Origin of the sequence: Arcobacter rhizosphaerae (assembly GCF_049472155.1) — a bacterium.
Classification (GTDB): domain Bacteria; phylum Campylobacterota; class Campylobacteria; order Campylobacterales; family Arcobacteraceae; genus Arcobacter_B.
In genome coordinates this window covers 43519-67930 of record NZ_JBMOVW010000009.1, presented here as the reverse complement: position 1 = coordinate 67930, position 24412 = coordinate 43519, and the positions used below count along the sequence as shown (strand labels likewise).

22 protein-coding genes are annotated in these 24412 nt (G+C 27.1%); 8 read left to right on the top strand and 14 right to left on the bottom strand.

Translation table 11 applies throughout. From position 1 onward, the window contains the following. Positions 1-3 precede the first annotated feature (3 nt). Both ACH5BH_RS12715 and ACH5BH_RS12710 read left to right on the top strand, forming a co-directional pair. Positions 4-729, top strand: coding sequence for an efflux RND transporter periplasmic adaptor subunit (locus ACH5BH_RS12715; RefSeq protein WP_423298617.1), 726 nt, complete (start codon positions 4-6; stop codon positions 727-729). Beyond that, positions 726-1880 (top strand): TolC family protein, encoded by a 1155-nt coding sequence (locus ACH5BH_RS12710; RefSeq protein ID WP_423298616.1) that lies wholly within the window; start codon positions 726-728, stop codon positions 1878-1880. Before ACH5BH_RS12715 ends, ACH5BH_RS12710 begins: the two co-directional genes overlap by 4 nt. 121 nt (positions 1881-2001) lie before the next feature. Here the strand turns inward: ACH5BH_RS12710 and ACH5BH_RS12705 are convergent, their stop codons facing one another. Continuing rightward, a complete protein-coding gene (locus ACH5BH_RS12705) occupies positions 2002-4953 on the bottom strand; it encodes an autotransporter family protein (RefSeq protein ID WP_423298615.1) in 2952 nt (983 codons plus the stop codon). A 387-nt stretch (positions 4954-5340) separates the two neighbouring features. Between ACH5BH_RS12705 and ACH5BH_RS12700 the strand changes: the two genes are divergently transcribed. Beyond that, entirely contained in the window at positions 5341-6081 is a 741-nt protein-coding gene (locus tag ACH5BH_RS12700) for a hypothetical protein (protein WP_423298614.1), read from the top strand. 161 nt (positions 6082-6242) lie between these two features. Here the strand turns inward: ACH5BH_RS12700 and ACH5BH_RS12695 are convergent, their stop codons facing one another. After that, on the bottom strand, positions 6243-6677 hold the full coding sequence (locus tag ACH5BH_RS12695) for a hypothetical protein (protein ID WP_423298613.1): 435 nt from the start codon (positions 6675-6677) through the stop codon (positions 6243-6245). Positions 6678-6755: 78 nt separating this feature from the next. On the opposite strand from ACH5BH_RS12695, the gene ACH5BH_RS12690 reads away from it, so the two are divergent. Next, a complete protein-coding gene (locus ACH5BH_RS12690) occupies positions 6756-7571 on the top strand; it encodes a DUF4197 domain-containing protein (RefSeq protein ID WP_423298612.1) in 816 nt (271 codons plus the stop codon). Between the two features lie 17 nt (positions 7572-7588). On the opposite strand, the gene ACH5BH_RS12685 is transcribed toward ACH5BH_RS12690, so the two are convergent. Both ACH5BH_RS12685 and ACH5BH_RS12680 read right to left on the bottom strand, forming a co-directional pair. Continuing rightward, the gene (locus ACH5BH_RS12685) at positions 7589-8152 is read right to left on the bottom strand and encodes a hypothetical protein (protein ID WP_423298611.1); all 564 of its coding nucleotides are present in this window, start codon (positions 8150-8152) and stop codon (positions 7589-7591) included. Between the two features lie 100 nt (positions 8153-8252). Then, a complete protein-coding gene (locus ACH5BH_RS12680; protein ID WP_423298610.1) occupies positions 8253-10694 on the bottom strand; it encodes a methyl-accepting chemotaxis protein in 2442 nt (813 codons plus the stop codon). Between the two features lie 266 nt (positions 10695-10960). Between ACH5BH_RS12680 and ACH5BH_RS12675 the strand changes: the two genes are divergently transcribed. Beyond that, complete coding sequence (locus ACH5BH_RS12675) at positions 10961-11425, top strand: hypothetical protein (RefSeq protein ID WP_423298609.1); 465 nt, start codon at positions 10961-10963, stop codon at positions 11423-11425. Positions 11426-11444: 19 nt separating this feature from the next. On the opposite strand, the gene ACH5BH_RS12670 is transcribed toward ACH5BH_RS12675, so the two are convergent. The 10 genes from ACH5BH_RS12670 to htpG all read right to left on the bottom strand — a co-directional run bounded on the left by ACH5BH_RS12670 (position 11445) and on the right by htpG (position 20380). Continuing rightward, positions 11445-12395 (bottom strand): tetratricopeptide repeat protein, encoded by a 951-nt coding sequence (locus ACH5BH_RS12670; protein ID WP_404307822.1) that lies wholly within the window; start codon positions 12393-12395, stop codon positions 11445-11447. A gap of 55 nt (positions 12396-12450) precedes the next feature. Further along, complete coding sequence (locus tag ACH5BH_RS12665) at positions 12451-12930, bottom strand: GNAT family N-acetyltransferase (protein WP_423298608.1); 480 nt, start codon at positions 12928-12930, stop codon at positions 12451-12453. A gap of 8 nt (positions 12931-12938) precedes the next feature. Then, positions 12939-13577 carry an ATP-binding protein gene (locus ACH5BH_RS12660; protein ID WP_423298607.1) on the bottom strand — a complete coding sequence of 213 codons (639 nt, stop codon included), beginning with the start codon at positions 13575-13577 and terminating at the stop codon, positions 12939-12941. A 79-nt stretch (positions 13578-13656) separates the two neighbouring features. Continuing rightward, a complete protein-coding gene (locus ACH5BH_RS12655; RefSeq protein ID WP_423298606.1) occupies positions 13657-14472 on the bottom strand; it encodes a LysR family transcriptional regulator in 816 nt (271 codons plus the stop codon). A 24-nt stretch (positions 14473-14496) separates the two neighbouring features. Continuing rightward, positions 14497-15240, bottom strand: a complete 744-nt coding sequence (locus ACH5BH_RS12650; protein WP_423298605.1) for a sulfite exporter TauE/SafE family protein — start codon at positions 15238-15240, stop codon at positions 14497-14499. A 94-nt stretch (positions 15241-15334) separates the two neighbouring features. Beyond that, complete coding sequence (locus ACH5BH_RS12645) at positions 15335-15487, bottom strand: hypothetical protein (protein WP_423298604.1); 153 nt, start codon at positions 15485-15487, stop codon at positions 15335-15337. An 83-nt stretch (positions 15488-15570) separates the two neighbouring features. Further along, on the bottom strand, positions 15571-15879 hold the full coding sequence (locus ACH5BH_RS12640; protein ID WP_423298603.1) for a nucleotidyltransferase family protein: 309 nt from the start codon (positions 15877-15879) through the stop codon (positions 15571-15573). 38 nt (positions 15880-15917) lie between these two features. Next, on the bottom strand, positions 15918-16214 hold the full coding sequence (locus ACH5BH_RS12635) for a nucleotidyltransferase family protein (protein ID WP_423298602.1): 297 nt from the start codon (positions 16212-16214) through the stop codon (positions 15918-15920). Between the two features lie 60 nt (positions 16215-16274). After that, a complete protein-coding gene (locus ACH5BH_RS12630; protein ID WP_423298601.1) occupies positions 16275-18269 on the bottom strand; it encodes a tetratricopeptide repeat protein in 1995 nt (664 codons plus the stop codon). Between the two features lie 200 nt (positions 18270-18469). After that, positions 18470-20380 carry a molecular chaperone HtpG gene (gene htpG, locus ACH5BH_RS12625; protein ID WP_423298600.1) on the bottom strand — a complete coding sequence of 637 codons (1911 nt, stop codon included), beginning with the start codon at positions 20378-20380 and terminating at the stop codon, positions 18470-18472. 189 nt (positions 20381-20569) lie between these two features. Between htpG and ACH5BH_RS12620 the strand changes: the two genes are divergently transcribed. From ACH5BH_RS12620 to ACH5BH_RS12610, 3 genes are all read left to right on the top strand, one after another. Further along, on the top strand, positions 20570-20944 hold the full coding sequence (locus ACH5BH_RS12620; RefSeq protein WP_404307836.1) for a DoxX family protein: 375 nt from the start codon (positions 20570-20572) through the stop codon (positions 20942-20944). Between the two features lie 66 nt (positions 20945-21010). Next, positions 21011-22888, top strand: a complete 1878-nt coding sequence (ciaB, locus tag ACH5BH_RS12615) for an invasion protein CiaB (RefSeq protein ID WP_423298599.1) — start codon at positions 21011-21013, stop codon at positions 22886-22888. A 90-nt stretch (positions 22889-22978) separates the two neighbouring features. Further along, positions 22979-24403 carry an SDR family oxidoreductase gene (locus tag ACH5BH_RS12610; protein ID WP_404307839.1) on the top strand — a complete coding sequence of 475 codons (1425 nt, stop codon included), beginning with the start codon at positions 22979-22981 and terminating at the stop codon, positions 24401-24403. Positions 24404-24412: the final 9 nt, after the last annotated feature.

Sequence of the window (24412 nt, the reverse complement as noted above, 5' to 3'; positions counted from 1 at the left end):
AATATGAAGAAAATTTTAGCATTTACCCTACTTTCATTTACATCACTATTAGCAAAAGAGTATATGGCTCAAATCAAACCTTATGAGATGTATGAGATTAAATCTCAAACATCTGGGGTTGTAAAATTTGTAAATAAAGATTTAGAATCAAAATATATAAAAAACAAAGAGTTATTAATCAAAATAGATACTAAAGATGAAGAGATTGAACTAGCAAAACAAAAAAGTTCATACTCTATTCAAAAAGAGATTGTAAAAATCAAAGAGCAAAACTACAAAGCAAAAAACAGAATCAAACAGCTAAGTTTATATGATAAAAATACTGAAAAACTATCATTTTTAGAATCAAAAAAAGAGCTTACGACAACAGCTCAAACTATTAAAAAACTACAAAATGATATGGATAAAAAAACTTTTGATGTTCAAAATAGATATGTTGATACTATTTTTGTGCAAAAAGATGAGTATATTAATATTGGAGATAAATTATTTAACTTTTATGATATTTCAAAACTAAAAATCACTCTATTTTTATCAAAAAATGAAATAGATACATTAGAATCAAAAGCTTTATATATCAACAGTAAAAAAAGTGATTTCAAAGTATACAAAGTTCATAAAATCAAAGATGAAAACAAAATTTCAAGATACAAAGTAGTATTTACAAAAACAAATGAAAACAAAAACAACTACCTCTTTGACAAAGTTGTGAAAGTAGAACTAAAATGAAAAAAATAGTATTAACTACAGCTTTAACAGCCATTTTACTAAATGCTCAAAATATTAAAGAAAATAAAGCTTTAGAGTTAGAAAATCAAAAAGACAAACAAACTTTAGAAAGTGAACTTACAAAAAATTCATGGATAAACTCTCTATCTATCACAACTGATTCTACAAAAAGTAAAAGCGGAGATTCTAAGTCCACATCAAATAAAGTATATTTAGATTTCAACCAAGATATTTTCAGATCTGGTGGAATTTTATATACAATTCATAAAGGTAAGTTACAAAAAGATTTGGCTTTTAAAACCTATGATAAAAATCTAAATGCTTTGAATATTGATATTTTTAAAACAGTTTTAGAGTTAAACAAAATTGATCTACAAATCAAGAAACAAAACTATTTAATCAAAAACAAAACTTTAGAAATTGAGAAAAAAGAAGAACAGTACTTAAATTCACTTATTGATATTGAAGAGTTAGATAGTGCAATAATTGAAAAAAATGATTTATTAAATCAAATTGAGGATTTAAAAACATCAAAAGATGATTTTTTAAAGCAGTTAAAAACTCTTAGTTCTACAACATACCAAAATATAAAAGTTCAGAGACTTCACGTTGTAGAGTTAGAAAAATACCTTGATTCAAACAAAGAGTTAATCATCAAAGATTTAAATATCAAGATTTTAAAAAAAGATATAGATATCACAAATACAAACTATCTTCCAAAAATTTCACTATTTTCTCAACTTGGATATGAAGACAATAATCAATCAAATATAAATGATGATTACTACAACTATGGAGTTAGAGTCTCAATTCCACTTGATTATAATATGAACAAACAAAAACAGCTTTCAAGAATCAACTACAATTTATCAAAAATTGAAAAAAACATAAAAAAAGATGAAGAGATAAATAAATACAAAAACTCTATCTCAACTTTAAAAAGAATTGATAATAAAATTAAAAATACCAAAAAAAGTATAGAAAGCTATAAAAGAATTTATAAACTTACAAAAAATTTAGTAGAAGGTTTTCTTAAAACAAAACAAGAATTAAAAACTATCAAAAATAGACTTGAGTCTTCAAAAATTGATATTGATATTTTGAATATTGATAAACAATTAATAATCTATGATTTATATAAAAACATTTAAAGAAGTAAGAGTATGTTAAAAAGGCTATTCTATATTGAATTAAACATCATTAACATACTCAATCATATCAATTAAAATATCACTTAATTTTCAATATCTAAATATTTTTTCTTAAATAAGTTTAAAATTGGTACTTTAAACTTATTCCAGCAGCAACTTCTTTTCCATGAGAATGTTTACTATAAATAAAACCTCCATTTATTTGTAAAGCATTACTTATATCACTAGCTAAGCCAATACCAGTTAATAATGAGTTTTTTCCTCTATTTTGACCTTCAAACTCTTGTTTATAATTTGAATTTGAACTTAATGCCGCATTTATTTTATGAGTATTGTTTTTATTTGCATAAAAATCATGTTCATATTTGATAAAAGCTAATGGATAGATTTTATTAATATCTGAGATACTCTTAAATTTAGCATTTAATCCAACATTAGCAATAATTGCTTGTGCATTAGTTTTATCAATAGTTAAGTTAAAATTACTATTTCCTGATTCTTTTATCTTTTCTTGCTGATAATATGTGTAATCTAAACCAACTTCAGGTCTTAAAGAAATCCAATCATTAGTAAATATAGTCTTTGATATATTAACTGCTCCATAAATACTATGACTATCAAAATTACCTTTTATATTTTCATTTATATTTGCTAAATTAACAACTCTATTTGACTTATGTTTTCCATATCCATAACCAAATACACTTCCTAAAATCCAATCATTTCCAATGTTTTGATTTAAATATCCACCTAAATAATAATTGTCACTGTTAAAAGCTTGTGTAACAGTATCATGTTCATCCATCTTTTGTGTTCCAATTGAAAAAAATAGACCAGTTCGCTTATTATCATTTACAATAAAATCATTTCCAAAAGTTATAGTATTTAAAGTATAATCAAAACTCCCTAAGCCTGAACTTCCATCAATATCACCTTTAGAATGGCTTATATCAATCCAAAAGTTCTTTTTATTCTCAAAATTTCCACTATTTAGATTTTTTATTAATGCCGTATTACTTAAAACACTGTTCATTATCATATCTGTATGCTCTAATGAAACTGTTATATATGATGAGTATGGTTCTGCATGAATACTATTTATATGTGTTTGTAGTTGAGAGTTTGTTACAGTATTTAATGCATTATTTACATTTGTATTCCCAGAATTGAATAATAAAGCTAATCCCTTTTGCTGATTTGGAGTTGTAATAGTAGGATGCGAAGTTAATGATGAAGGTGCTTGTGTCTCAATCTTTACTGAAACTTGATTATCAGTATTTGGTGTTTTAACTTGTGTAGCTTTTAAAAGTGCTGGCATATCACCACTCAAACGTACAGCTATTGTGTCACTGTCAGCTGTAGCATTATTAGTGGCAGTACCTGCTTGCTGAAAAAACATTACATCATAAATACCATCATTATTTTCTCCACCGTTTGCATAATCTTGAGCAATTAAACCTGTGTTAAAAGGCTTAAGCTCTACAGTTAAATTATTTAAACCAATGACACTAAATGTTTCATCAGTAAAATCTTGATTTCTAGTAAAATAAACTGAATCAGCATAACTTAAAGTACCAGTTGTAATACCAATAGGTATACCAATATCTTTACCAGTGGGGTCTATACGACTTTGGAATACACTTTTCCCTTCAATAGTAACACTAGCCTTTGCAATAGAACCAAAACCATTTATACCATTAAGATAAAAATTTGTTGGACGTGTTAATCGGCTATCAGTTTGTTTGATGGTCGCATTATTCAGAACAGCTTTCATAAGACCATTTCTTGCAAAGGTAAAATCACTATCAATTGATGAGTCTACAATCCTTAAACGCTCAAGTGACTCCAAACTTTCACCATTGTTTTCGTTATGACTTAAGCTAGAACCATTTGTCATCGTTAAAAATTTAAGGTCATCATCTATATCAACAGATTCATAATATAAATGCGCATTATTGAGAATCATACTTTGAGCCCACAGTTTTGAGTTAGTCACTCCATCTCTAACTCCTTTAATACTTGTTCGTCCATTTTTAAAGTTAAAAGAAGTTATACCCTCGGTATTTTCATTGATAAAGCCTGAAAGTGCAGCACCCAGTCCCAATGTTACACTATTATTACCTTCAAACGTAAAATCCGCAGCTTGGAATATTGAATTTTTTTTAGTAGATGAAGCAAAACGTGTATTATGTCCAAGGTTTATGATACTATTTTTAATAATTGGTCTGGAAAGTACTAGTGAGGCAGGGAGACTACCATATAGACCTGAAATATTGATTGTACCTCCATCTATAGTACTACTAGGTGTCGTTGCAGTCTCTTGTTTAGTTAAAACTACTTTGGAACCTATTATATTCAATTCACTTCCCTTATCCATTTGTAAATAACCAAAATCACGCATATTGAAATCAGTAGTACCATTAATTTTTAATTGACTATTTGTATGTAAATATAATTTAGTTTCATAAATACTTCTACCAATAGCACCACCAGGAGCTGTTATTTGATTGTTAATACCTTTGACATTAATTACAGCTGGGCCACCAAGCTTAAGCTGAGCACCTGAACCAAATGCTTGATCAAGTATCAAATGACCGTTATTGAGATTTAATTCAGCAGGTGCATTATTTCGATTGAAAATAATAAAATCTTCAATGTAATCACCATATCTAGAATTTGGAGCCAATGACCATGCAATATTATCAATTGTTAAGCTGTTGGTACTAACACTGAATTTATAAGGTATACAATTTATGCTAGGACAAGCATTAGAACGACCACCTTCAAAAAAAAACTTATTACTTGTATTGTTACCTTCAAAACGCATATTTTGAAATAGTGAATCAACCCCAAGTGTGCCAGAGTATGGAGGAACACCACCTTGAATATTTTCATATACTTCAAAATGTCCAGGCCCCTTGAAAACAATTGTATCATAATCGCTAGGCTTTAATCCTTGTAGAATTTTGTAAAAAAGGTCTCCCTCTGTGGTAATACCAGAGGCATCATAAGTTTGTGAAAAAAGAGTTGATGATGTTAATAATAATGAAATAATAATATTTTTTGTTTTCATAATAATACTTTCCTTATATACTATTTTATTATATTAGTACATATATACTGATATACATATTAATAAAAAAATATAAAATATAATTAAAATATTTAATAGATATTGAAAAGTAAAAAGCTAGTTTAAGTATTACCATTTAAAATATTCCCACTTGGGCTAGTAATATTTATTTCATCAATTAGTATTGCATATTGAAAACTAAATGTTACTTTAGGTACACTTTGAGGGAATTCATAAACTTTACTCCATACAAAAAGTGTAATTATTACACTAATAATAATTTTTTCATATTCTTCTTTTTTTTAAATTAGAGTATTTTTGTCTCTCTTTAACTTAAAATATATTAAAATACATTTATATTATTATTTAAATATAACAGGAATAAATATGCAAGTTACTAATACAAATAATTCATATTATGCTTATAATAAATCTAGTCAAAGTGTAGCTCAAAATGTTTCTTTTGCTAAAAAGATGGATGAAGTTACTGTTCATAAAGAAATAGAAACGAAAGGAAGAGTTTTAACTTTTTTAGAAAAAACAAATGCTTTTGAAGGATTTACTAAAGAAGAAGAAATAAAATTTAAAACTATTTTAAAAGATGATAAGGTAACTCAAAAAGAGTTTGAGTCAATATCTTATGAGATGTTAGATAAATTTAAAACATTAGTTTTACCTACTAATGATGTTAGTTTTGAAGAGTTTCCTTATGTAGAAATGACTAATAAGTCAAAATTAATGCTTTCAACAACAAGTTTATCAGGTGATAATTTCTTTAATCAATCTGTGTATAATACTTATGAAAAGATGTCTGAGGATGATATAATTAATATGTCTTTAGAGTTAAGCGTAAATCTTAAACAAGCTTACAATCAAGATGATTTAGAAGTTTTTTATATAAAAGGAATATCAGGTGAAATTAACAATATTTCACCTGATGTAATGAAACAAATAACTTTAGATTTTCAGAAAGTTCTACTTGATATAATAAATATGTCTAATGATTATATAGAAACTGTAAAAGATCCTCAGGTATTAAAACAACTACACAATACAAAAAACTTTTATTCTTCTGTATTAAATAATTATAATGAATTAAAAAATGAATCTAGCTATGATTATTGTTAATTTTTATTTGTCTATTTATTATTCTAAAGTATTATTTTTCGTTACCTTATAATGAGAATTATCAAGAGTTTTCAAATCAATTAAAATTAGAGTTTACTAATCAAAAAACAAAAGTTAAAAGCATTTGTAAAGATTACTTTACACTACCATTATACACGGCTTTAATATTGATATATATGATATTTACTATTCTCTTTTGCTTTTTTTTCTTCTAGTTTTTTATACTCTAAAATAGCTTTTTCTTTTATAGTCTCATCAACTGATTTTGATTCATATTCTCTTAAAATATTTGCTAAAACTAAAGTATAAACAATAGTATTTAATTTTAAAGAGTCTTCGTTTTTCATAAGCTTATCTAAGTCTATTGCATAAATAGCCTCTTGGAAAGTATAATATACTCTTTGAGAAACATCATCAAGTCTATATGTATAACCTAAAATTACTAAAAAATTATTTTCATAATCTTCTAAAGGCTCAGACTCTATAAGTAGTTTTTCAAACTCTAAAATATCTTTACCACATTTTGCATATATTTCATCAGCTTCTAAAATTTTATTTTTAAAAGCATGAAAATAATTAGAAATTTCATTAGTCATTTTTGCAATTATCCTTTTTCACAATTAATCTATTATATAATATTAATATAAAAATAAATATTTATACTAGGAATAAAAATGAAAAAAACTACAATACTTGCATCTTTAATTTTAAGTTCAAGCCTATCTTTTGCATTTGATTTAAATGCATTAACAAAAGATGTAATAAATACAGTTACAAAACCAACTAAAACACAAGAACAAACTAGTACAAAACAAGAAAGTAAACTTGATAGCTCAACTGTTACAAGTGGATTAAAAGTTGCTTTAAAAAAAGGTGTAGAATATGCTGTATCGACATTAGGAAAAGAGAATGGATATTTAAATAACAACAATGTAAAAATTCCACTTCCAGACAATTTAGCAAAAGTAGAAACTCTAATCAGAAAAGCAGGAGGAGAAAAAGTTGCTGATAATTTAATCAATTCTATGAATAAAGCAGCAACAAAAGCAGCCCCTAAAACAGCGGAAATTTTTATAAAAAGTATAGAAAAGATGTCAATTGAAGATGCAAAAAAAATTCTTGCAGGAAATAAAGAAGCAGCTACAAACTATTTTAAGGAAAATACTTCAAAATCTTTAAAAGAAATGATTAAGCCTATTATTCAAGAAACTATGAAAGAAAACAAAGTGGCAACTTATTATGATATAGCAAATAACTTTTATAAAACCAATGTAAAATCTATGGTAGATAATAGTTCTGTTATGGGATTAGCAAAAGATTTTGGTGTAGACTCATATCTTCCAGGAAGTAGTGATAAAAATTTAGATGAGTATGTAACAGATAAAGCAATTGATGGTTTATTTAAAATGATAGCTCAAAAAGAAGCTCAAATTAGAACTAACCCTATAGCTCAAACTACATCAATTTTGAAAAAAGTATTTGGAAACTAAAAGAAGTATTTCTTCTTTTAGTTATCTAGTTTAAAATATCCATAAATAGCATTTTGCTTTACTATACTTAAATCTAAACTCAAAACATCATTACTATTTTTTTCAAACCTATACTCATATTCTTTATCAAAATTTTTAAGTAAGTTTTCATATAATTCAGACTTTATATCCAAAATAAAAGTATCTTTATTTACTTCATAAATATAAATAAAATTTAAAATAAAATGATTATCTACTTCGTATGTAATGAAATCAAAACCATCAAACTCTTTTTTTTCCAATTGTTTTATATCTTTTATTTTTAATTGTTCTTTTAAAAAACTTAAATAAATCGAACTTGGTAAACCTTCCCATGATACATCATTATCTAAATGAATATGTTCTAAAAACAAATCTTTTGTATTTAAAGTATACGCATCTAAGACATAAGAATCATGCCTAGTTTTAGTGTCATAATTATCTATTTCATATCTATAAAAAATATCAGAATTTATTTTAAAAATAAGTTTATTGTCTGTAAATGTAAAACGTGGACGAGATAAGTTTATAAAACTTTTAAAAAAGTTTTTTATGATTCCCATTTGTATACCTTAATTTAATGTTAAGAATTGTACTTTATCATATTTAATTAAGAAATTCAAGAGTTTAAGAGATTCACTTAAGTGAATCTCTTAATTTTAATTAAAAACTTTCCCACTCATCATCAGATGAAGTATCATTAAATTGTTTGGACTCTTTTTTAGGAGTATTAGCAGTAGGTGTAGTAGCTTTATTTATCTTATCTTTTCTTATACTAGAGCTAGAACTACTAGCAATTGATTGAATATCTTTTGAAATATCAATACTATCTTTTCCTACAAACTCTTTTTCATCTGCTTTTGAAACTATATCTTTAGCTAATGATGAAGTATTTAAAGCGATATTTTTAGTCTCACCTGCAACTGTGGCATTTTTTTGTGTTTGTTGATCTAAAGAGTTAATAGCATCGTTAATTTGTACAATTCCAGCTTCTTGCTCTTTTGAAGCACTTGAAACATCTGAAATAAGTTCAATTGTTTTATCAATATTTGAATTTAAACCTTCATAACCTTTAATCATTTCTCCAGCTATGTTTTTACCTTCATTTGCTTTAATATTTGCACTTTCAACTAACTCTTTGATTTCTTTTGCAGCCTCAGCACTTCTTGCTGCTAAGTTTCTTACTTCTTGTGCAACTACGGCAAAACCTTTACCTGCTTCACCTGCTGTTGCAGCTTCTACAGCAGCATTAAGTGATAAAATATTTGTTTGGAATGCTATTTGATCAATTACAGTAATTGCTTCATTTATTGAGCTTACTTGATCATTTATTTCATCCATTGCTAAAGTAGTTTTTGAAGCTAGTTTTTCACCTTCACTAGCAGAATTTGTTACTTCATTTGCTAGAACTGACATTTCAGAAATTTTTTGAGTTGTTGAAGATACATTTCCTGTAATCTCTTCTAATGCAGCTGCTGTTTCTTCTAATGAAGCTGCTGCTTCATTTGATGCTTGATTTAAAATATCTACATTTGATAATAAATTATCAGATGATGTGTCAATAATTAATCCATTTTTCTTATTATCAACTAACATATTTGTAATAGAATCACCTAAAGAATTTACTCCATTAGCTAACTTTTCTAAATGTTCTTTTATTCCTGAAGTATCAACTTTTTCTAAATAGTTATAATTTGAGAATTTTTCTAAAATATTAAGAATATTATCAATATTACTTTCTAAATTATCCCCCATTTTATTAAGTACATCTCTTAATTCATTTAGAGCTGGATTATTTACTGATGTAGTTATTCTTTGAGTTAAATCCCCTTTTTCAAACTCATTTAATACAGAAATTGTTTCATCTATAATAGCTCTGTCTTCTTCAATACCTTGTTTAGCTTTTTTAATATTTTCATTTACAACTTGAGCCATAAGACCTATTTCATCAAAACTATCTGTTTCAAGTTCTTTTACATCAGAAGACTTTCTATTTACATAATCAAAGAAACCTACTAAGCCATTTTGAAATTTAAGTAATCTTTTTACAACAATATTATTAATTACAATTACAGCACCTGCAATTGAGATTAAAAGTAAAACTAAAGAAATAATTAATATTAAATTTCTAATTGCATTTGGAGCTTTTAAAACTTCTGCTTCATCTATTTCAGAAAGTATTGCCCATTTTATATCTTCTCCAATTTTTAAAGAAGTGTATGCAGATAAAACTAAATTACCATTATAATCTGTGATTATTTCAGTATTTGATTTTCCATCTAAAGCATTTTTTACTGCTTGTGTATTTACTTTATTTTCTTTTGAAAATGATGCATTTAAACTATAATCTGTTGGATTTAAGTAACTATCACTTCTCATTAATAAGTCAGTTCCAACTAAATAATCTTCTTGACTCTCTCCATACCCTTCTCTAAAATGCATGATTTTATTTATAGCTCTATCACTAATTTGAAAAACTAAAATAGCTTTAATATCACCATTTTCATATATTGGATTTCCTAAGAACATAGCAGGTGCATCATTACTTGGTGCATAAGGTTCCATATCTTCAAATGTTGGTTTTTTATTTTTTAAAGTATCAAAATATACTTGTCCTAAACCACTATTTTTAAGTGAACCATGTCTTAGGTTTGCACCATAATCTGATTCTTTAGCTGCAGAATAAATTACATGACCTGTATCAGCAGAAATTAAAAAGATATCGTAATAACCATATTCTTTCATGTAATATTGAAAATACTCTTCATACTTATCAGTTACATTTTTAAATTGTTGATTATTTATATCAAGTGAAGCTTTTTTGTCAAATCCTATTTCATTAAGAGTTTTAGACAAACTATCAAGAAGAAGTAAAACATCAGTACTTTTTGATAAAACTTCTATATCTCCTACTCTTTCTTTAAAAAAACTTGTAATTTGGTTTGCTTTTGAATCTCTTGCAGAGGTAAGCATAGAGTAATTTTGAGCAATAATTCCCTCTTTTACCTTACTAACAGAAAATCCAGCTAAAACCACAGCTAGTAAACTTAATGAAATTACAATAAGCCCTATAACTTTTGCTTTAATTGTCATCTTCTTAAACATTTGTTTCCCTTATGTATAAATTTTATACATTATAAAATAAAAAGCTTTTAGTTCTGATAAAAATTATTATAAAATATTTTATAATAACGTCTTTTTTATATATAAAGAGCCTATAATTAGGTTTAACTAAATAGTTAATATTTATGAATAATTTTTATAATTAGTATTTATAACTAATAAACTAACGCTATTATCTATTTCTTATAAAAAAATATTAATCTAATTTTTTAAATTTTTTGATAAAATCAAAATAAAAACGGAATAAAATGAACATTGAAAAATATTTTGAAAAAAACAAAGTAATTGAAAATTTAGCAAAGTATGAGATTTATTATCAAGTTTCTTTAGGAAAACTATGTTCTCTTACACAAAATGAAAATATAGATTATAATATAGAACTTCAATATGCATTGGGTTCTATCTATGAACTTTTAAAAGATTTATCTTCTTTAGAGAATATTTATGAAATTTTTGAAGATGAACTAAAAAAACAAGCAGCTATGGACGCACTACAAAAGTTTGCAAATGATAATTTAGATGATGTAAAAACAGAAAAAATTGAAATAGAACACTTTGTTCATGAAATAAATGATAATAAATTTTTCAATAATACAATGACAAAAATTTGCGAAGAAAACAAAAAAACACAAATAAATAAATGGCAAGAAATAATAACTGATGATTTATCAAAAGCTATTATAGAATCTTTAAATCAACTAGAAAATAAATAAAAGTAGAAACTACTTTTATTTAAAAAGAGTGATTAAATCTTTCTTTATCTTTTACCACCTCAGCAGAAGCTACTATATTCATAATCATTTCATCTTTACTATTTGAAAACTTTCTGATTATTGTTTCACAAACTTCCAAAAGTTCATTTTCATTACTTAATTGACTTAAAATAATTGATTTATTGTATAAAGCCAAAGCTACTTGCTTTTGAATTATACCCTGCTGTTTTTCATATTTTATAACAACCTCATCATAAAGTTTTAGGGCTTTTGAAAGCTTATTTATTTCTCTATATCTTCCAGCTTTATTGACATAAGCTTTAGCAACCAACTCTCTTATATTTTCATTTTCATAAGAACTAAAGTTCTCTATTAAATAATCATAAGCTTTTATAGCCTCTTCGTTTTCATTTTCTTTTGCATGTAAAAGTGCAATATTAAATGAAGCATGAGCTAAGTTCTCAATAACTTCTGGATTTAAAGAGTCTTTAAAATTTGATAGTAACTCTTTATATGTAGCAATAGATTTTTCTCTTTGTTTCAACTGATTTGTACAAACAGCTTTATTTAAATAGGCTTTTACTAAAACAATCTCAAGTTGAGAAGAAGTATCTTCAATAAATTTTTCAAGTAAATTATTATAACACTCAAGCTCTTTATCAAAAGCTTTCATTTTTGCATATATTAATGCTTTATTATAGTAACTATATGCAAGATATCTAAAAATTGTATCATCTTTAGTATCTTTAAACTTTTCTATTATTTCATCATAAGTATCAATAACTTCTTGATCTTCATTTAAATTTGTAAGAGCTGAGGCTTTACCCATAAGTGTATAAAATATATCAATTGGCGTACCTTGGGCTAACTCTAAAAGTTCAGGTACTAAAAGTAAAGCTTCATCAAATTCTTTATCTTGCATTTTCTGATTAAACTGACCATATAAATATTCAAAATTTTCGTGATTCAATTTCATCCTTTAAAATTTAATAATTATTTTTATCAAAAATATACTTGATTTATTATTAACTTTTAGCAAAACTCTCTAAAGTTTCACCTTCAAGTCTATATCCTATCCACTCATCTTGACTTTTTGCACCAAGGCTTTCATAAAACTCTCTTGATGGAGTATTCCAGTCTAAACAAGACCATTCAAATCTTCCACAGTTTTCATCAAGTGCCATTTTTGCAAGATGTTTTAACATCTTTTTTCCTGCACCATTTCCTCTTTTTGAATCAGTAATATATAAGTCTTCTAAATAAATACCATTTTTACCAAGCCAAGTTGAGTAGTTGTAAAAATATACTGCATAACCAATAGCAACACCATTTTCTTCACAAATCAATGCTTTAACTGTAGAGTTATCTCCAAAAATAGCTTCCCTTGTTTGCTCTACATTTGTTTTTACTTCATGTTCCGCTTTTTCATAAACAGCAAGTTCAATAATAAAATCTAGTATTGTTTGTGCATCACTTGCTATGGCGTCTCTTATAACTATAGACATTCTTTTCCTTAATTTAATTTTTCTATTTTCTCTTCAAAGTTTTCAAAATAACTAATAAATAAGTCATTATTCAACTCATCTTTAAACTCATTTATATATGCTATGATATTCTCTTTTGTAGTAAACTCTTTAGCAAATTCATCTTTTAGTTTGATATAAATAACTGTTCCTGAACCCTCATCATTAATACAAGGAGCTAAGGTATAAGTAGTTAAATCTTTTGTATTAAACTTATAAGCTGTTTCCTCTGCTACTTTTTTTGAAATTATATTCACACTTTTTGCGATTAAAAACAGAAAATACAATCCTACTTCTTTTAAAGATATTTCTTTATTTTCTATAGAGCTTTCTATTTTTTTTGAAGCTTGTTCTTCAACAAAAGAGTTTAACTCTTCTTGATTCATACCAATACCATTATCAACAATAGTGATTGAGTTATCTGATGGCTCAAAATAGACCTCCATCATACCTTCCCAATCTTCTAATTCTTCTTTAAATTCTGAGCTCTCTTTTAATTTCTTTAGTTTATTTACTGCTTCATTTGCATTTAATAGTAAAGCCTTTAAAAAAAGCTCTTTTTTTAGTTCATTGTTTTGAAATACTTGTTTATACTTATTTATATTAGTTAAATTTTTAAAGTTATTCATATTAAGTTCCTTTCATTTTGAATGATAAAACTTTATCTAAAGATTCTGAAAATAAACTAATTTATATGGTATAAAATTATCAAAGTTTTGTTCTTAAATAATTTTCTATCATAGGACGATAATCTTTTCTACAAACTAAATGCGCATCAAAATCACTTTGTATTCTTGTGAGCTTTAGTTTATCTGTATAACCAAACTTATCTATGATACTTTTTGAAAGCAGTGTTACACCATATCCCGCTTTTGTAAGTCCTAGCATCAGCTCATAATTTTGTAAAGCTAATGTTTTATACTCCAAATCACTATTTTGCTTTGCATAATCTTGTAGATGAAGACAATAAGCACAAGTATCTCTATAAACTAAAAGATTATTCTTAGCTTCTTTATCTTTGGGTTCTACAAAATATATCTCATCTTTAAAGATATTTAGAATTTCTAAATCCTTATGATTTGGATTTCCATTTATAAAAGCTATATCAATTTGATAATCTAAAAGTTGCTCTACTAAATTTAGACTACTATCTATGTTAAACTCTATTTTCATATCTTGGAAGTCTTTATTTAACTGCTCTATTATAGGAATAAGTCTTATGGTTGCATTTGATTGGGTTGTTCCCATCTTTAGAACTTCTTGATGATTTATATTTCTCATTTGAGAGGTTGCTTCTTCTACTTTTTTTACAATATCAACAGCAAAAGGGTATAGTTTCTCACCCTCATTTGTAAGTACAACGCCTCTGTTAGTTCTATGAAATAGGCTATAGCTCAAGTTTTTTTCAAGCTGTTTGATTCTTGAAGTTATGTTTGACTGAGTATAGCCTAACTTTTTAGCTGCACCAGATATGCTTTTTTCATTTTTAACAGTAATAAATGCTTTTAATAAATTTGAGTCCATAAAAATCCCTATAATCTTTTGTATTTAAACAGCTATTGTTTGAACAACTAAACCAACAGCTATAATAAATAGTAAAGCTTTTAAAATCTTAGCATAAAACTTCGCATCGATTTTTTTCTTTATTTTTATACCAAAGTATAAACCAATAGCAACTAAAAACATACTAGCAAATGATATTTCAACAGCTGTACTACTAAATGCTCCAAAATATACAAAAGTTGCTATCTGCCCTACTTTTGTAAATAAAAAGCATAAGTTTGATAGCTGAATCGTATCTTTTTTAGAATATTTAAGCTCTAAAGTGTACATGATAGTCAAAGGGGCCACAACATTTGTAAGACCTGATACAACACCACCTATAAGTCCTAAACCATAAGTAGATGATTTTGGATAAGAAGAGATAAAAGTAGCTCTAACTTTTATAGCTGATTGAATCAAATAAGCAAAAATGATAAAAGCCAAGAGCAACTTAAAATACTCAGAATTAAAATAAACAAGTATATAAGTTCCAACACAAGAGCCAATCACCATAAGAAGTATAATAAACCAAAACTTCTTCAAAGCCTCAAAAAACTTCCCTTCACTTAAAATACTAACCAAGTTAACAATCATAGTAGGAACAATAATATAAGTAATAGTTGTTTGAATATCAGTAAAAAGTGCAACAACAGGCGTAGAAATAAGCCCAAACCCAAAACCAATACTTCCATGAATAAAAGAAGAAATCAGTATAACAAGAGTAAAAACAATAAGAAATTCAGTTTCCATATCATTACCTTTAATATTACATATAACTATGTATAATACCAAATAGTATTACTAATCATTATATCAGAAATTTATTAAAGGGGTTTTAAAGTAGTTATTTTAAAGTAGATACTTTAATATTGTGTTTTTTCATTAAAACTCTTGCTTTAACTTTAGTTTTCATTGATGTTTTTTTATAGCCCTCAATAAAATTTGAGGTTTCTACTGTTTTTAATATTTGAGATTTATTTACTTTAGCTATGTTCATTAATGTCAGCTTTCTACTAAAAACTTTAATATTTCTTAATATCTTCTATTTTTTCTAAAATAAAATGTAGCTTTTCAAAAGAATTAGACATATAAAATATCTTTTAAAGCATATTTTTTAAATGTACGGCTATTGTTGTCAATAGTAGCAATATCAACTTTTAGATTGAGTGACTTTTGTAAATCTTCTTTAATTTGTGAAAGCTTTGAAAAGGCTTCAAAACCTGAGTATTTTTCAACAAAAGTAGGTTCAATATCATAAAGTAAATCTAAATCACTATCTTTTGTCTGTGTATTTTTAGCATAAGAGCCAAACACTCCTACAATTTTAAACCCATCTTTTAAAAGTTTTTGTTTTTCTATTTTGATTTTATCTAATAACTCTTTTTCCATAATATGCCTTTTTAGATATGTAATTATATAATAGAAAATTAGACATACTCAATTTCTTTTAAAATCTCTTGTTTTACTAAAGGTCTTAAGTACTTTTCCCTAGCAACATCAACTTTAGTATTAAAGTAGTTTTCCCATGTCTCTTTGAATAAAGTCTTTTTTTCATGAATATCTGAAAAATTGTTTTCAAGTTCAATAAGAATATCAATGTCACTATTAACTGTAGCATTACCTTTAGCATAAGAACCAAATAAACCAAGTTTAGTAATACCAAACTTTTTTGAGAATTCACTTTTATGTTCTGATAAGTAGTTAATAATATATTGTTTTGTCACTTTTTAATCCTTTTTAGATACATAATTATATCATAGAAAATTAAACACACTCAACTTATCTTATTTCTTATTATGATTTTCAAAAATATCTATGTATCTTAATAATCTTTCTTTTACTTCTTCTTTTTCAAAAGAGTTAGCCCAATCTTTTACTTCAGAAAAAGACCAATTTTCAATAGAAATATCTTTAAAATCTTCTTTCCACTCTTCTATTTCATTATCAAGCTCTGAATCTTTTGCTTTTTCTAAAATAGTTAACATTTTGTATTGAATAAGCTCATTTTTATCATCTTTTACAAGCTGAAAATATAAATTTAAATCTTCCTGTGAATTTGCTTTATTTAGTATCAAATTTGTTTCTATTTTATTTATTAAAGCACTTGCAACTTGTTCTAAAATACTATTATCTTTTGAATCTTCAAATCTTTTTACTACTTCATCATATACTTCTAGGGCTTCTTCACTTCTATCTAATTGTCCAAGTGTTGCACCCTTATTATATAAAGCTTTTGCAACTTGTTCTAAAATACTATTATCTTTTGAATCTTCAAATCTTTTTACTACTTCATCATATACTTCTAGGGCTTCTTCACTTCTATCTAATTGTCCAAGTGTTGCACCCTTATTATATAAAGCTTTTGCAACTTGTTCTAAAATACTATTATCTTTTGAATCTTCAAATCTTTTTACTACTTCATCATATACTTCTATCTCTTCTTCACTTCTATCTAATTGTCCAAGTGTTGCACCCTTATTATATAAAGCTTTTGCAACTTTTTCTAAAATACTATTATCTTTTGAATCTTCAAATCTTTTTACTACTTCATCATATACTTCTAGGGCTTCTTCACTTCTATCTAATTGTCCAAGTCTTACACCCTTATTTACTAAAGCACTTGCAACTTTTTCTAAAATACTATTATCTTTTGAATCTTCAAATCTTTTTACTACTTCATCATATACTTCTAGGGCTTCTTCACTTCTATCTAATTGTCCAAGTCTTACACCCTTATTTACTAAAGCACTTGCAACTTTTTCTAAAATACTATTATCTTTTGAATCTTCAAATCTTTTTACTACTTCATCATATACTTCTAGGGCTTCTTCACTTCTATCTAATTGTCCAAGTGTTGCACCCTTATTTACTAAAGCACTTGCAACTTTTTCTAAAATACTATTATCTTTTGAATCTTCAAATCTTTTTACTACTTCATCATATACTTCTAGGGCTTCTTGATTTTTTTCTAATCGACCTAACGTAATTGCTTTAGACCATAGAACTTTTGATAAACTATTGTCATTTAAACTTTCTTTCTCCAAAATATTTAAATCATCTAAAGCTTCTTGATAGTTTTCTTTAACAAATTTTGAAACAAACAATTTATATTTGTCTTCAAAAGTGTAATCCTTCTGATTTTTAGATGACTTTATTTCTTGTGCTTCTTCTTCTAATTCTTTCTTTTCATCTTCTGTATACTCTTTTTCATCTAATAACTTTATTTTATCTTCTAATTTTTGAGTTAGTCCTTCATTTCTTTCAAATAGTTTTTTAGCCCTATCATCAATCTGCCTTAAATAACCATCAACTTTTGATTTAAACTCATTATCAGCTTTTTCATCTATCCATTTTTTTAGTTCTTTTTCTGCTGCTAACTTAGCTTCTTTTTTTGCACTGTTTGCGTAACTTCTATTTACTAAAAAAACCACTAAACCTGTAAGAATAGCAATTAATGAAAATCCAATCCCCCAATAATTTAAGTTCGAATGAACATCTTCTATTCTTTTATCTTGTCTATCAATTATATTTTTATAATTTTCTAAAGAGTCTTTATCTTTTCTTAATTCATCTAATTTATTTTCTAACTCTTTTATCTCATTTTCTTTTTGAATTATCTGACCCATTATAAGAGTGATTTTTTCATCATTTATTTTTTGAGCATACTCTTGTGAAGTTTTGAGTTCAAATAGTTTTTGATTTACTTCTTCATTTGAAGCGAAAAGAGAAGATACAAATATAAAAGTTAAAATTATAGATTTAAGAAAAGAGTTGTGCATAAAATTATCCCGTGAATTTTTGAACACATTTTATTATTTTATAGCTATATGTGAGGTTAAAATACTTTAGTGATTTGCTTAATAGAGCTAGTTGTATGAAGATTCAAGACGAAATTAGATTTTGACGATTGAGCCTACACATAGTAGGTGATTGAGTCAAAATCTAATTTTAACGCCGAAGGTTTATGCAAATAGCTCTATTATAAAGCTTTTGCTGTGATTCTTGATAGTCTTTGTGCAAACGCTACTGCGTCTGTGATTTCCATACCTTCACTTAATTTTGCTTGGTCTAATAGTACCCATGATACATCTTCTACCATTTTATCATCTGCTAAACCGTTTAATTTTGTTACGATTTCGTGGTCTGGGTTGATTTCTAGGATTGGTGCTGTTTCTGGCATTTCTTGTCCCATTGCTCTCATCATTTGAGCCATTTGTGCCATTTGAGCATCACCTGCGTCTTTTACTACACAAGATGGTGACTCACTTAGTCTGTTTGTAACTCTTACATCTGAAACTGACTCACCTAAAATATCTTTGATTTTTTTAGTGATGTCTTCAAACTTCTCTTCAACTTCTTTTTTCTCTTCTTCTGATTGCTCTACTTTTGGAGCTTCACAAGCTGTGATGTCTTTGAATTCCCACTCTTTGTATGCACCATACATTGGAGTTACGATTTCATCGATTTCTTTGTCATCTAAGATTAAAACTTCGATGTCATTTTTCTTGTATGCTTCTAAAAGTGGTGAGTTTCTAAGAACTTTTTCATTTTCACCTACGATATAGAAAATAGCTTTTTGTTCACTATCAGCAGCTTCTTTATAAGCTTCTAATGAAGTCATTTTTCCAGCTTCTGCTTTTGTAGATTTAAATCTAATTAACTCTAAGATTTTATCTTTATTTGTGAAGTCTTGATAAGCACCCTCTTTAAGTGGTCTGTTGTATTGTTCAATAAATTCAGCATACTTTTCTTCATCTTTAGAAAGTTTTTTGATTTCAGATAAAATCTTTTTAACAGATGATTGTTTGATGTTTGCTAAAATTCTGTTTTCTTGTAAGATTTCTCTTGATACATTTAATGGTAAATCTTCACTATCGATAATACCTCTAACAAATCTTAAGTAAGTTGGTAATAACTCTTTTTCATCATCAGTAATAAATACTCTTTTAACATAAAGCTTAACACCTGGTTGATAATCAGCTCTGTACATATCCATAGGTGCAGTTTTAGGGATATAGAAAAGTGTAGTGTACTCATTTACACCCTCTGCTTTTGTATGAATAGTAACTAATGGATCTTGAGAATCATGAGAGATTGATTTATAGAAGTCGTTGTACTCTTCTTCTTTTACTTTTGATTTTGGTTGCATCCATAAAGCTGTTGCTTCGTTGATTTTCTCATGTCTTTTTTCAACTGTTTTTTTAGCTTCTTTTCCAGCTTTTTTATCTTCTTCGCTTAACTTTTCTTCTACTTCTTCACTGTAATTTAAGAAAATTGGGTAAGCAATGTGGTTTGAGTATTTACCAATAATATTTTCAATTCTTGCTTTACTTGCGAATTCTTCTGCTTCTTCATCTTTAAGTTTGATGTAAATTACAGTTCCTGAAGACTCTTTTGTACAAGGTGATAAATCAAACTCACCAGTACCATCAGAAGACCACTTATAAGCAGTTTCTTCACCAGCTTTTTTAGAGATAACGTCTACTTTTGAAGCTACCATAAATACAGAATAGAAACCAACACCAAACTGTCCGATTAAGTTTGAGTCTTTTTTAGCATCACCTGTTAGGGCTTCAACAAATGATTTTGTTCCTGATTTTGCGATAGTACCAATAGAAGCGATTAAATCTTCTTCATTCATACCAATACCATTATCAATAATAGTTAAAGACTTATCAGCTTCATCAAAAGAGATATTAATCTCACCTGACCAATCTGCATATTGTTCTTTTAACTTATCATCAGTTAATTTTAAATAGTTTAACTTATCAATTGCATCACTTGCATTTGAAACTAACTCTCTTATAAAAATCTCTTTATTTGAGTATAAAGAGTGTGTCATTAAATGTAATAGTTGTCCTACTTCTGTCTGAAATTGATGTTTTGCCATTCTAATTTCTCCTATAATTTTTAAATTTTATTTTGATAATTTTAACAAAACTTTATAAAAGAAAGCTAAAGTTTAGATAAATTTTAGCACTTTTATCAATCAAGTGCTAATTTTATATACTTTTTCAACTTTACATTTGTTAAACAAAATTAAAATATAATTATTTATTAATTATAAAAAGGACTCAAGATGTTAGGAAATATTATAAATAAAAAAAGTATTTATTATGCGACAACTTTGTTTATTGCTTTACTTGTTGGTTTTTATGGTGGAATAGTAGATATACTTCAAACAAATGCTGTTTTTGAAGTAAATAAAACCTTACAATACCCACTATACTTTTTCCCTATGCTTGGAGTATTCAAAATCTTAGGAGCTATTGCTTTACTTTTACCTAGAAATTTTTCTACAATAAAACAGTGGGCTTATGCAGGTTTTACTTTTGATTTTATTGCTGCTTCATATTCACATTTTGCTGTTGGGGATTCAGTTGACAAAGTTATTACACCTTTAGTGATATTAGGTATACTTGCTATATCTTACTTTTTAAAAAATAAATTTTAATTTATTATATAAAAAAAAGATATAAATAGATAGACTTACAAAATAGATAAACTAAAGGATAAAATTTTGGATAAAAACAAATTTTTAGAAGATTTAAATGAAGTATATGAGTACTTAGATGCTCAAAAATCAAATATAAATAAACTAATATCACACTTAGAAAATAAAGATTATGAAAAACTAACTATCATAGATGAGTTTGCTAAAAACTTAAACTTAGATATGAAAGATGATTTAAGATTTGCACTTGTTACTAGACTTGTAAGTTTAAGAGATGATTCACTTGTTCAAGTACTTAAAAAGTACGAAAAAAGTGAAGAAGAGATTATAGAACTTCAAGAAAAAGCATACTGCTTTGTAAGAGACTTTTGGCATGAAAAGCATAAAAATACAGTTGATTACATCAAAAATAACAACTTACTAACTCCTTTTTACCAAGAGATTTTCCAAGGTGTTTACAATGTAGGTCTAAAAATGTCTTCATGGCAAAGTGCCTGGACTGCACATATTATAAATGGTATAAATAAAGAGTTATTAGCTAAATTTGATGGTGATGAGTCAAAAGTATATGAATACTTAGAGAATAATCATCTTTATGACTTAGGTCACAACGATATGATAGCAGATAGATCATACTCAGCACTTGTAAAACAAAAAGAGGATTACAAATCACAGGCATATATCAAAGCTTTCAAAGAGCAAACAACAGCTGTAATAGATGAACTTGAAGATTTTGAAGAAAAACTAATTGAGCTTGAAGATGATGTATATGGTGAGAAATGGAACTATATTTTATATATCCAATCACTAATCAAAGCCTTTAGTGAGGACAAAGAGCATAAACTAGTAGCAAAATGGGCAGATGTAGATAGAGCTTGGATGAAAGTAAAAGCACCAATTCAAATAGGACACCCTTTAGAGTACTATGAAGATCACTTTAGAAAAGCAGTAGCTCTTGAGTGGGATATAAGACTTTCAAACCCACAGTTTGCACAAAATGACCACAGAGTAACAAAAATCAAATCAGCTTTTGCAAAAGTATTTGATAGAATTGAGCAAACGCAAGAGTACAAAAACATCTATGACTTCTCACTAAAATCACTTGATAAAGTTCAACTTTATATAGGAAGACCTGCTGTGTTTTTTGGAGCTGAGTTCAATGGACTATTTTCAGCCCAAGTTGTACCAAATGATGAGATAGTTTCAAAAGAAGAAGGTAAAAAAATCTTTGCCTTTAGTGATGAAATACTTCAAAGCAGTCGTGCAAAGCCATTTTTAAAAATCTCAAAAGAGACTTTTGGACAAGAGTTACTTACAGAAGATAGAACTTTCCTTTTCAATGAAACTTCAAAATGGCATCAAGTTTACGATATCACTACTATTGGGCATGAGTTTGGTCATATTTTATGGTGTGATGATGAAACAGAATCAGCTATGAATAAAACAGGAAACTTCAAAAATATAGAAGAGTTCAAAGCTACAACAGGTGGATTAGTTTCATTTTTCTTAGATGAACAAGATGATGAAAAAGAGCTTGAAAGACAAGTACTTATTGACACAGTAAAAAGAGCTGTTGGACTTATGGGATGGATGGAAGTAGATGAAGTTCAACCATACTATTGTGAAGGGCTTATTCATTTAGCTGGACTTTTTGATAGTGGCATTTTAGATTGGGATGAGAAAAACCTAATCGTTAATATGAGTGATGAAAAACACGAAGCACTTAAAAAGTGGTATATTCAAACTTACACTGATTTAGCAAAACACTACCTTGATAAAAAAGACGCAACACAGTTCTTAAATCAATACGCAGTAAAAGAAGAAAAATACTTCATGCCAGTAAACAAAAAAATCAACTCATTTGTAAAATACTACTTCAAAAGATACCAAGAAATTGGTCAAGAGTTAGATACAGAAGATAAAAAAGAAAACTATATAAAATAAGAGGATTAAATCCTCTTATTCATACATAACAACTCTATCAAAATACAAAAAATAATGTTAAAATAATTAAAACTGTTAAAAGGATATATAATGAAAGTATTATTAACAGGCTCAACAGGATATATAGGTAGAAGATTAAAACATAAACTACTAGCAGATGAAAACATAAATTTACGTCTTTTTGTTAGAAATAAACAATCAGTTACCTTAAAAGACCCAAAAAAAATAGAAATAGTAGAAGGTGATACTTTTGATAAAGAAGCTTTAAAAAAAGCCCTTGAGGGAGTTCATACTGCATTTTATATGATTCATTCACTAAACAGAAAAGATTATAAAAACCTTGACAAAATTTCAGCCCAAAACTTTGTTGATATTGCAGCTTCTTGTGGGGTAAAAAGAATTATTTATTTAGGTGGGCTTGGAGTTGAAAATGAAAACACAAGTGAACATCTTCTTAGCCGACTTGAAACAGGACAGGTTTTAAGTTCAAATCCAAAAGTTCAAACTATTTGGGTGAGAGCTGGTGTTATTATTGGTTCAGGAAGTACAAGCTTTGAAATCATTAGAAACTTAACAGAAAAACTTCCAGTTATGACAACTCCAAAATGGGTAGATACAAAAGCCCAACCAATTGCTATTTCTGATGTATTGAGTTACTTATATGAATCAATTTATTTAAAAGAAGAAAAAAATCTTGTTATTGATGTGGGAGCTGAACAGTTAACTTATAAAGAGATGATGTTGAAAACAGCAGAAGCTTTAAATTTAAAAAGATATATTATTCCTCTTCCTTTCTTATCTATTACCTTGTCATCTTATTGGCTAAATCTATTTACTCCTGTTAGATTTGGTGTTGCTAAAGCTTTAATTGAGGGCTTAAAATCAGAAGTTATAATACAAAATGACAATGCAAAAAAATATTTCCCACATATAAAACCAATTTCATATTTAAATGCTGTAAAAAAAGCTGTAGAAGAGATTGAAAAAAATCAAGTAATCAGTAGATGGAGTGATAGGTTTGGAAAGGCTTGGGATAAAGACCATACAAAAGATTTAGCAGATGCTATATTTGTTGATAGAAAAATAGTTCATTATAAAGAAGTTTCTAAAGAGAATATTTATAAGTCTTTTATTTCTATTGGTGGTAAAAAGGGATGGTTTGATTATGATTTTCTTTGGAAAATTAGAGGTGTTATTGATAAAATGATTGGTGGAGTTGGTTTAAAAAGAGGAAGAAGAGACCAAGATAACTTAAGAGTTGGTGATAGTTTAGACTTTTGGAAGGTTGTTGATGTACAAGAAAATAAAAGACTATTACTTTTTGCACAAATGAAATTACCAGGAACTGCTTGGTTAGAGTTCAAAATAGATGATGAAAAACTTATACAGTCAGCCTACTTCTATCCAAAAGGTGTTTTTGGAAGATTGTATTGGTATGCACTTGTACCTCTTCATTATTTTGTATTTACAAATATGATAGAGAGTATTGTTAAAAAAGCAAAAGAAGAGATGTAGCTCTTCTTT

Excerpts from the sequence above, each read along its gene's own strand:
- ACH5BH_RS12610 (WP_404307839.1), top strand. The coding sequence starts at position 22,979 with ATGAAAGTATTATTAACAGGCTCAACAGGATATATAGGTAGAAGATTA.
- ACH5BH_RS12710 (WP_423298616.1), top strand. The coding sequence starts at position 726 with ATGAAAAAAATAGTATTAACTACAGCTTTAACAGCCATTTTACTAAAT.
- ACH5BH_RS12695 (WP_423298613.1), bottom strand. The coding sequence starts at position 6,677 with ATGACTAATGAAATTTCTAATTATTTTCATGCTTTTAAAAATAAAATT.
- ACH5BH_RS12715 (WP_423298617.1), top strand. The coding sequence starts at position 4 with ATGAAGAAAATTTTAGCATTTACCCTACTTTCATTTACATCACTATTA.
- ACH5BH_RS12690 (WP_423298612.1), top strand. The coding sequence starts at position 6,756 with ATGAAAAAAACTACAATACTTGCATCTTTAATTTTAAGTTCAAGCCTA.
- ACH5BH_RS12630 (WP_423298601.1), bottom strand. The coding sequence starts at position 18,269 with ATGCACAACTCTTTTCTTAAATCTATAATTTTAACTTTTATATTTGTA.
- ACH5BH_RS12685 (WP_423298611.1), bottom strand. The coding sequence starts at position 8,152 with ATGGGAATCATAAAAAACTTTTTTAAAAGTTTTATAAACTTATCTCGT.
- ACH5BH_RS12680 (WP_423298610.1), bottom strand. The coding sequence starts at position 10,694 with ATGTTTAAGAAGATGACAATTAAAGCAAAAGTTATAGGGCTTATTGTA.
- ACH5BH_RS12700 (WP_423298614.1), top strand. The coding sequence starts at position 5,341 with ATGCAAGTTACTAATACAAATAATTCATATTATGCTTATAATAAATCT.
- ACH5BH_RS12655 (WP_423298606.1), bottom strand. The coding sequence starts at position 14,472 with ATGGACTCAAATTTATTAAAAGCATTTATTACTGTTAAAAATGAAAAA.
- ACH5BH_RS12665 (WP_423298608.1), bottom strand. The coding sequence starts at position 12,930 with ATGTCTATAGTTATAAGAGACGCCATAGCAAGTGATGCACAAACAATA.
- ACH5BH_RS12660 (WP_423298607.1), bottom strand. The coding sequence starts at position 13,577 with ATGAATAACTTTAAAAATTTAACTAATATAAATAAGTATAAACAAGTA.
- htpG (WP_423298600.1), bottom strand. The coding sequence starts at position 20,380 with ATGGCAAAACATCAATTTCAGACAGAAGTAGGACAACTATTACATTTA.
- ACH5BH_RS12705 (WP_423298615.1), bottom strand. The coding sequence starts at position 4,953 with ATGAAAACAAAAAATATTATTATTTCATTATTATTAACATCATCAACT.
- ACH5BH_RS12640 (WP_423298603.1), bottom strand. The coding sequence starts at position 15,879 with ATGGAAAAAGAGTTATTAGATAAAATCAAAATAGAAAAACAAAAACTT.
- ACH5BH_RS12645 (WP_423298604.1), bottom strand. The coding sequence starts at position 15,487 with ATGAACATAGCTAAAGTAAATAAATCTCAAATATTAAAAACAGTAGAA.
- ACH5BH_RS12650 (WP_423298605.1), bottom strand. The coding sequence starts at position 15,240 with ATGGAAACTGAATTTCTTATTGTTTTTACTCTTGTTATACTGATTTCT.
- ACH5BH_RS12620 (WP_404307836.1), top strand. The coding sequence starts at position 20,570 with ATGTTAGGAAATATTATAAATAAAAAAAGTATTTATTATGCGACAACT.
- ACH5BH_RS12675 (WP_423298609.1), top strand. The coding sequence starts at position 10,961 with ATGAACATTGAAAAATATTTTGAAAAAAACAAAGTAATTGAAAATTTA.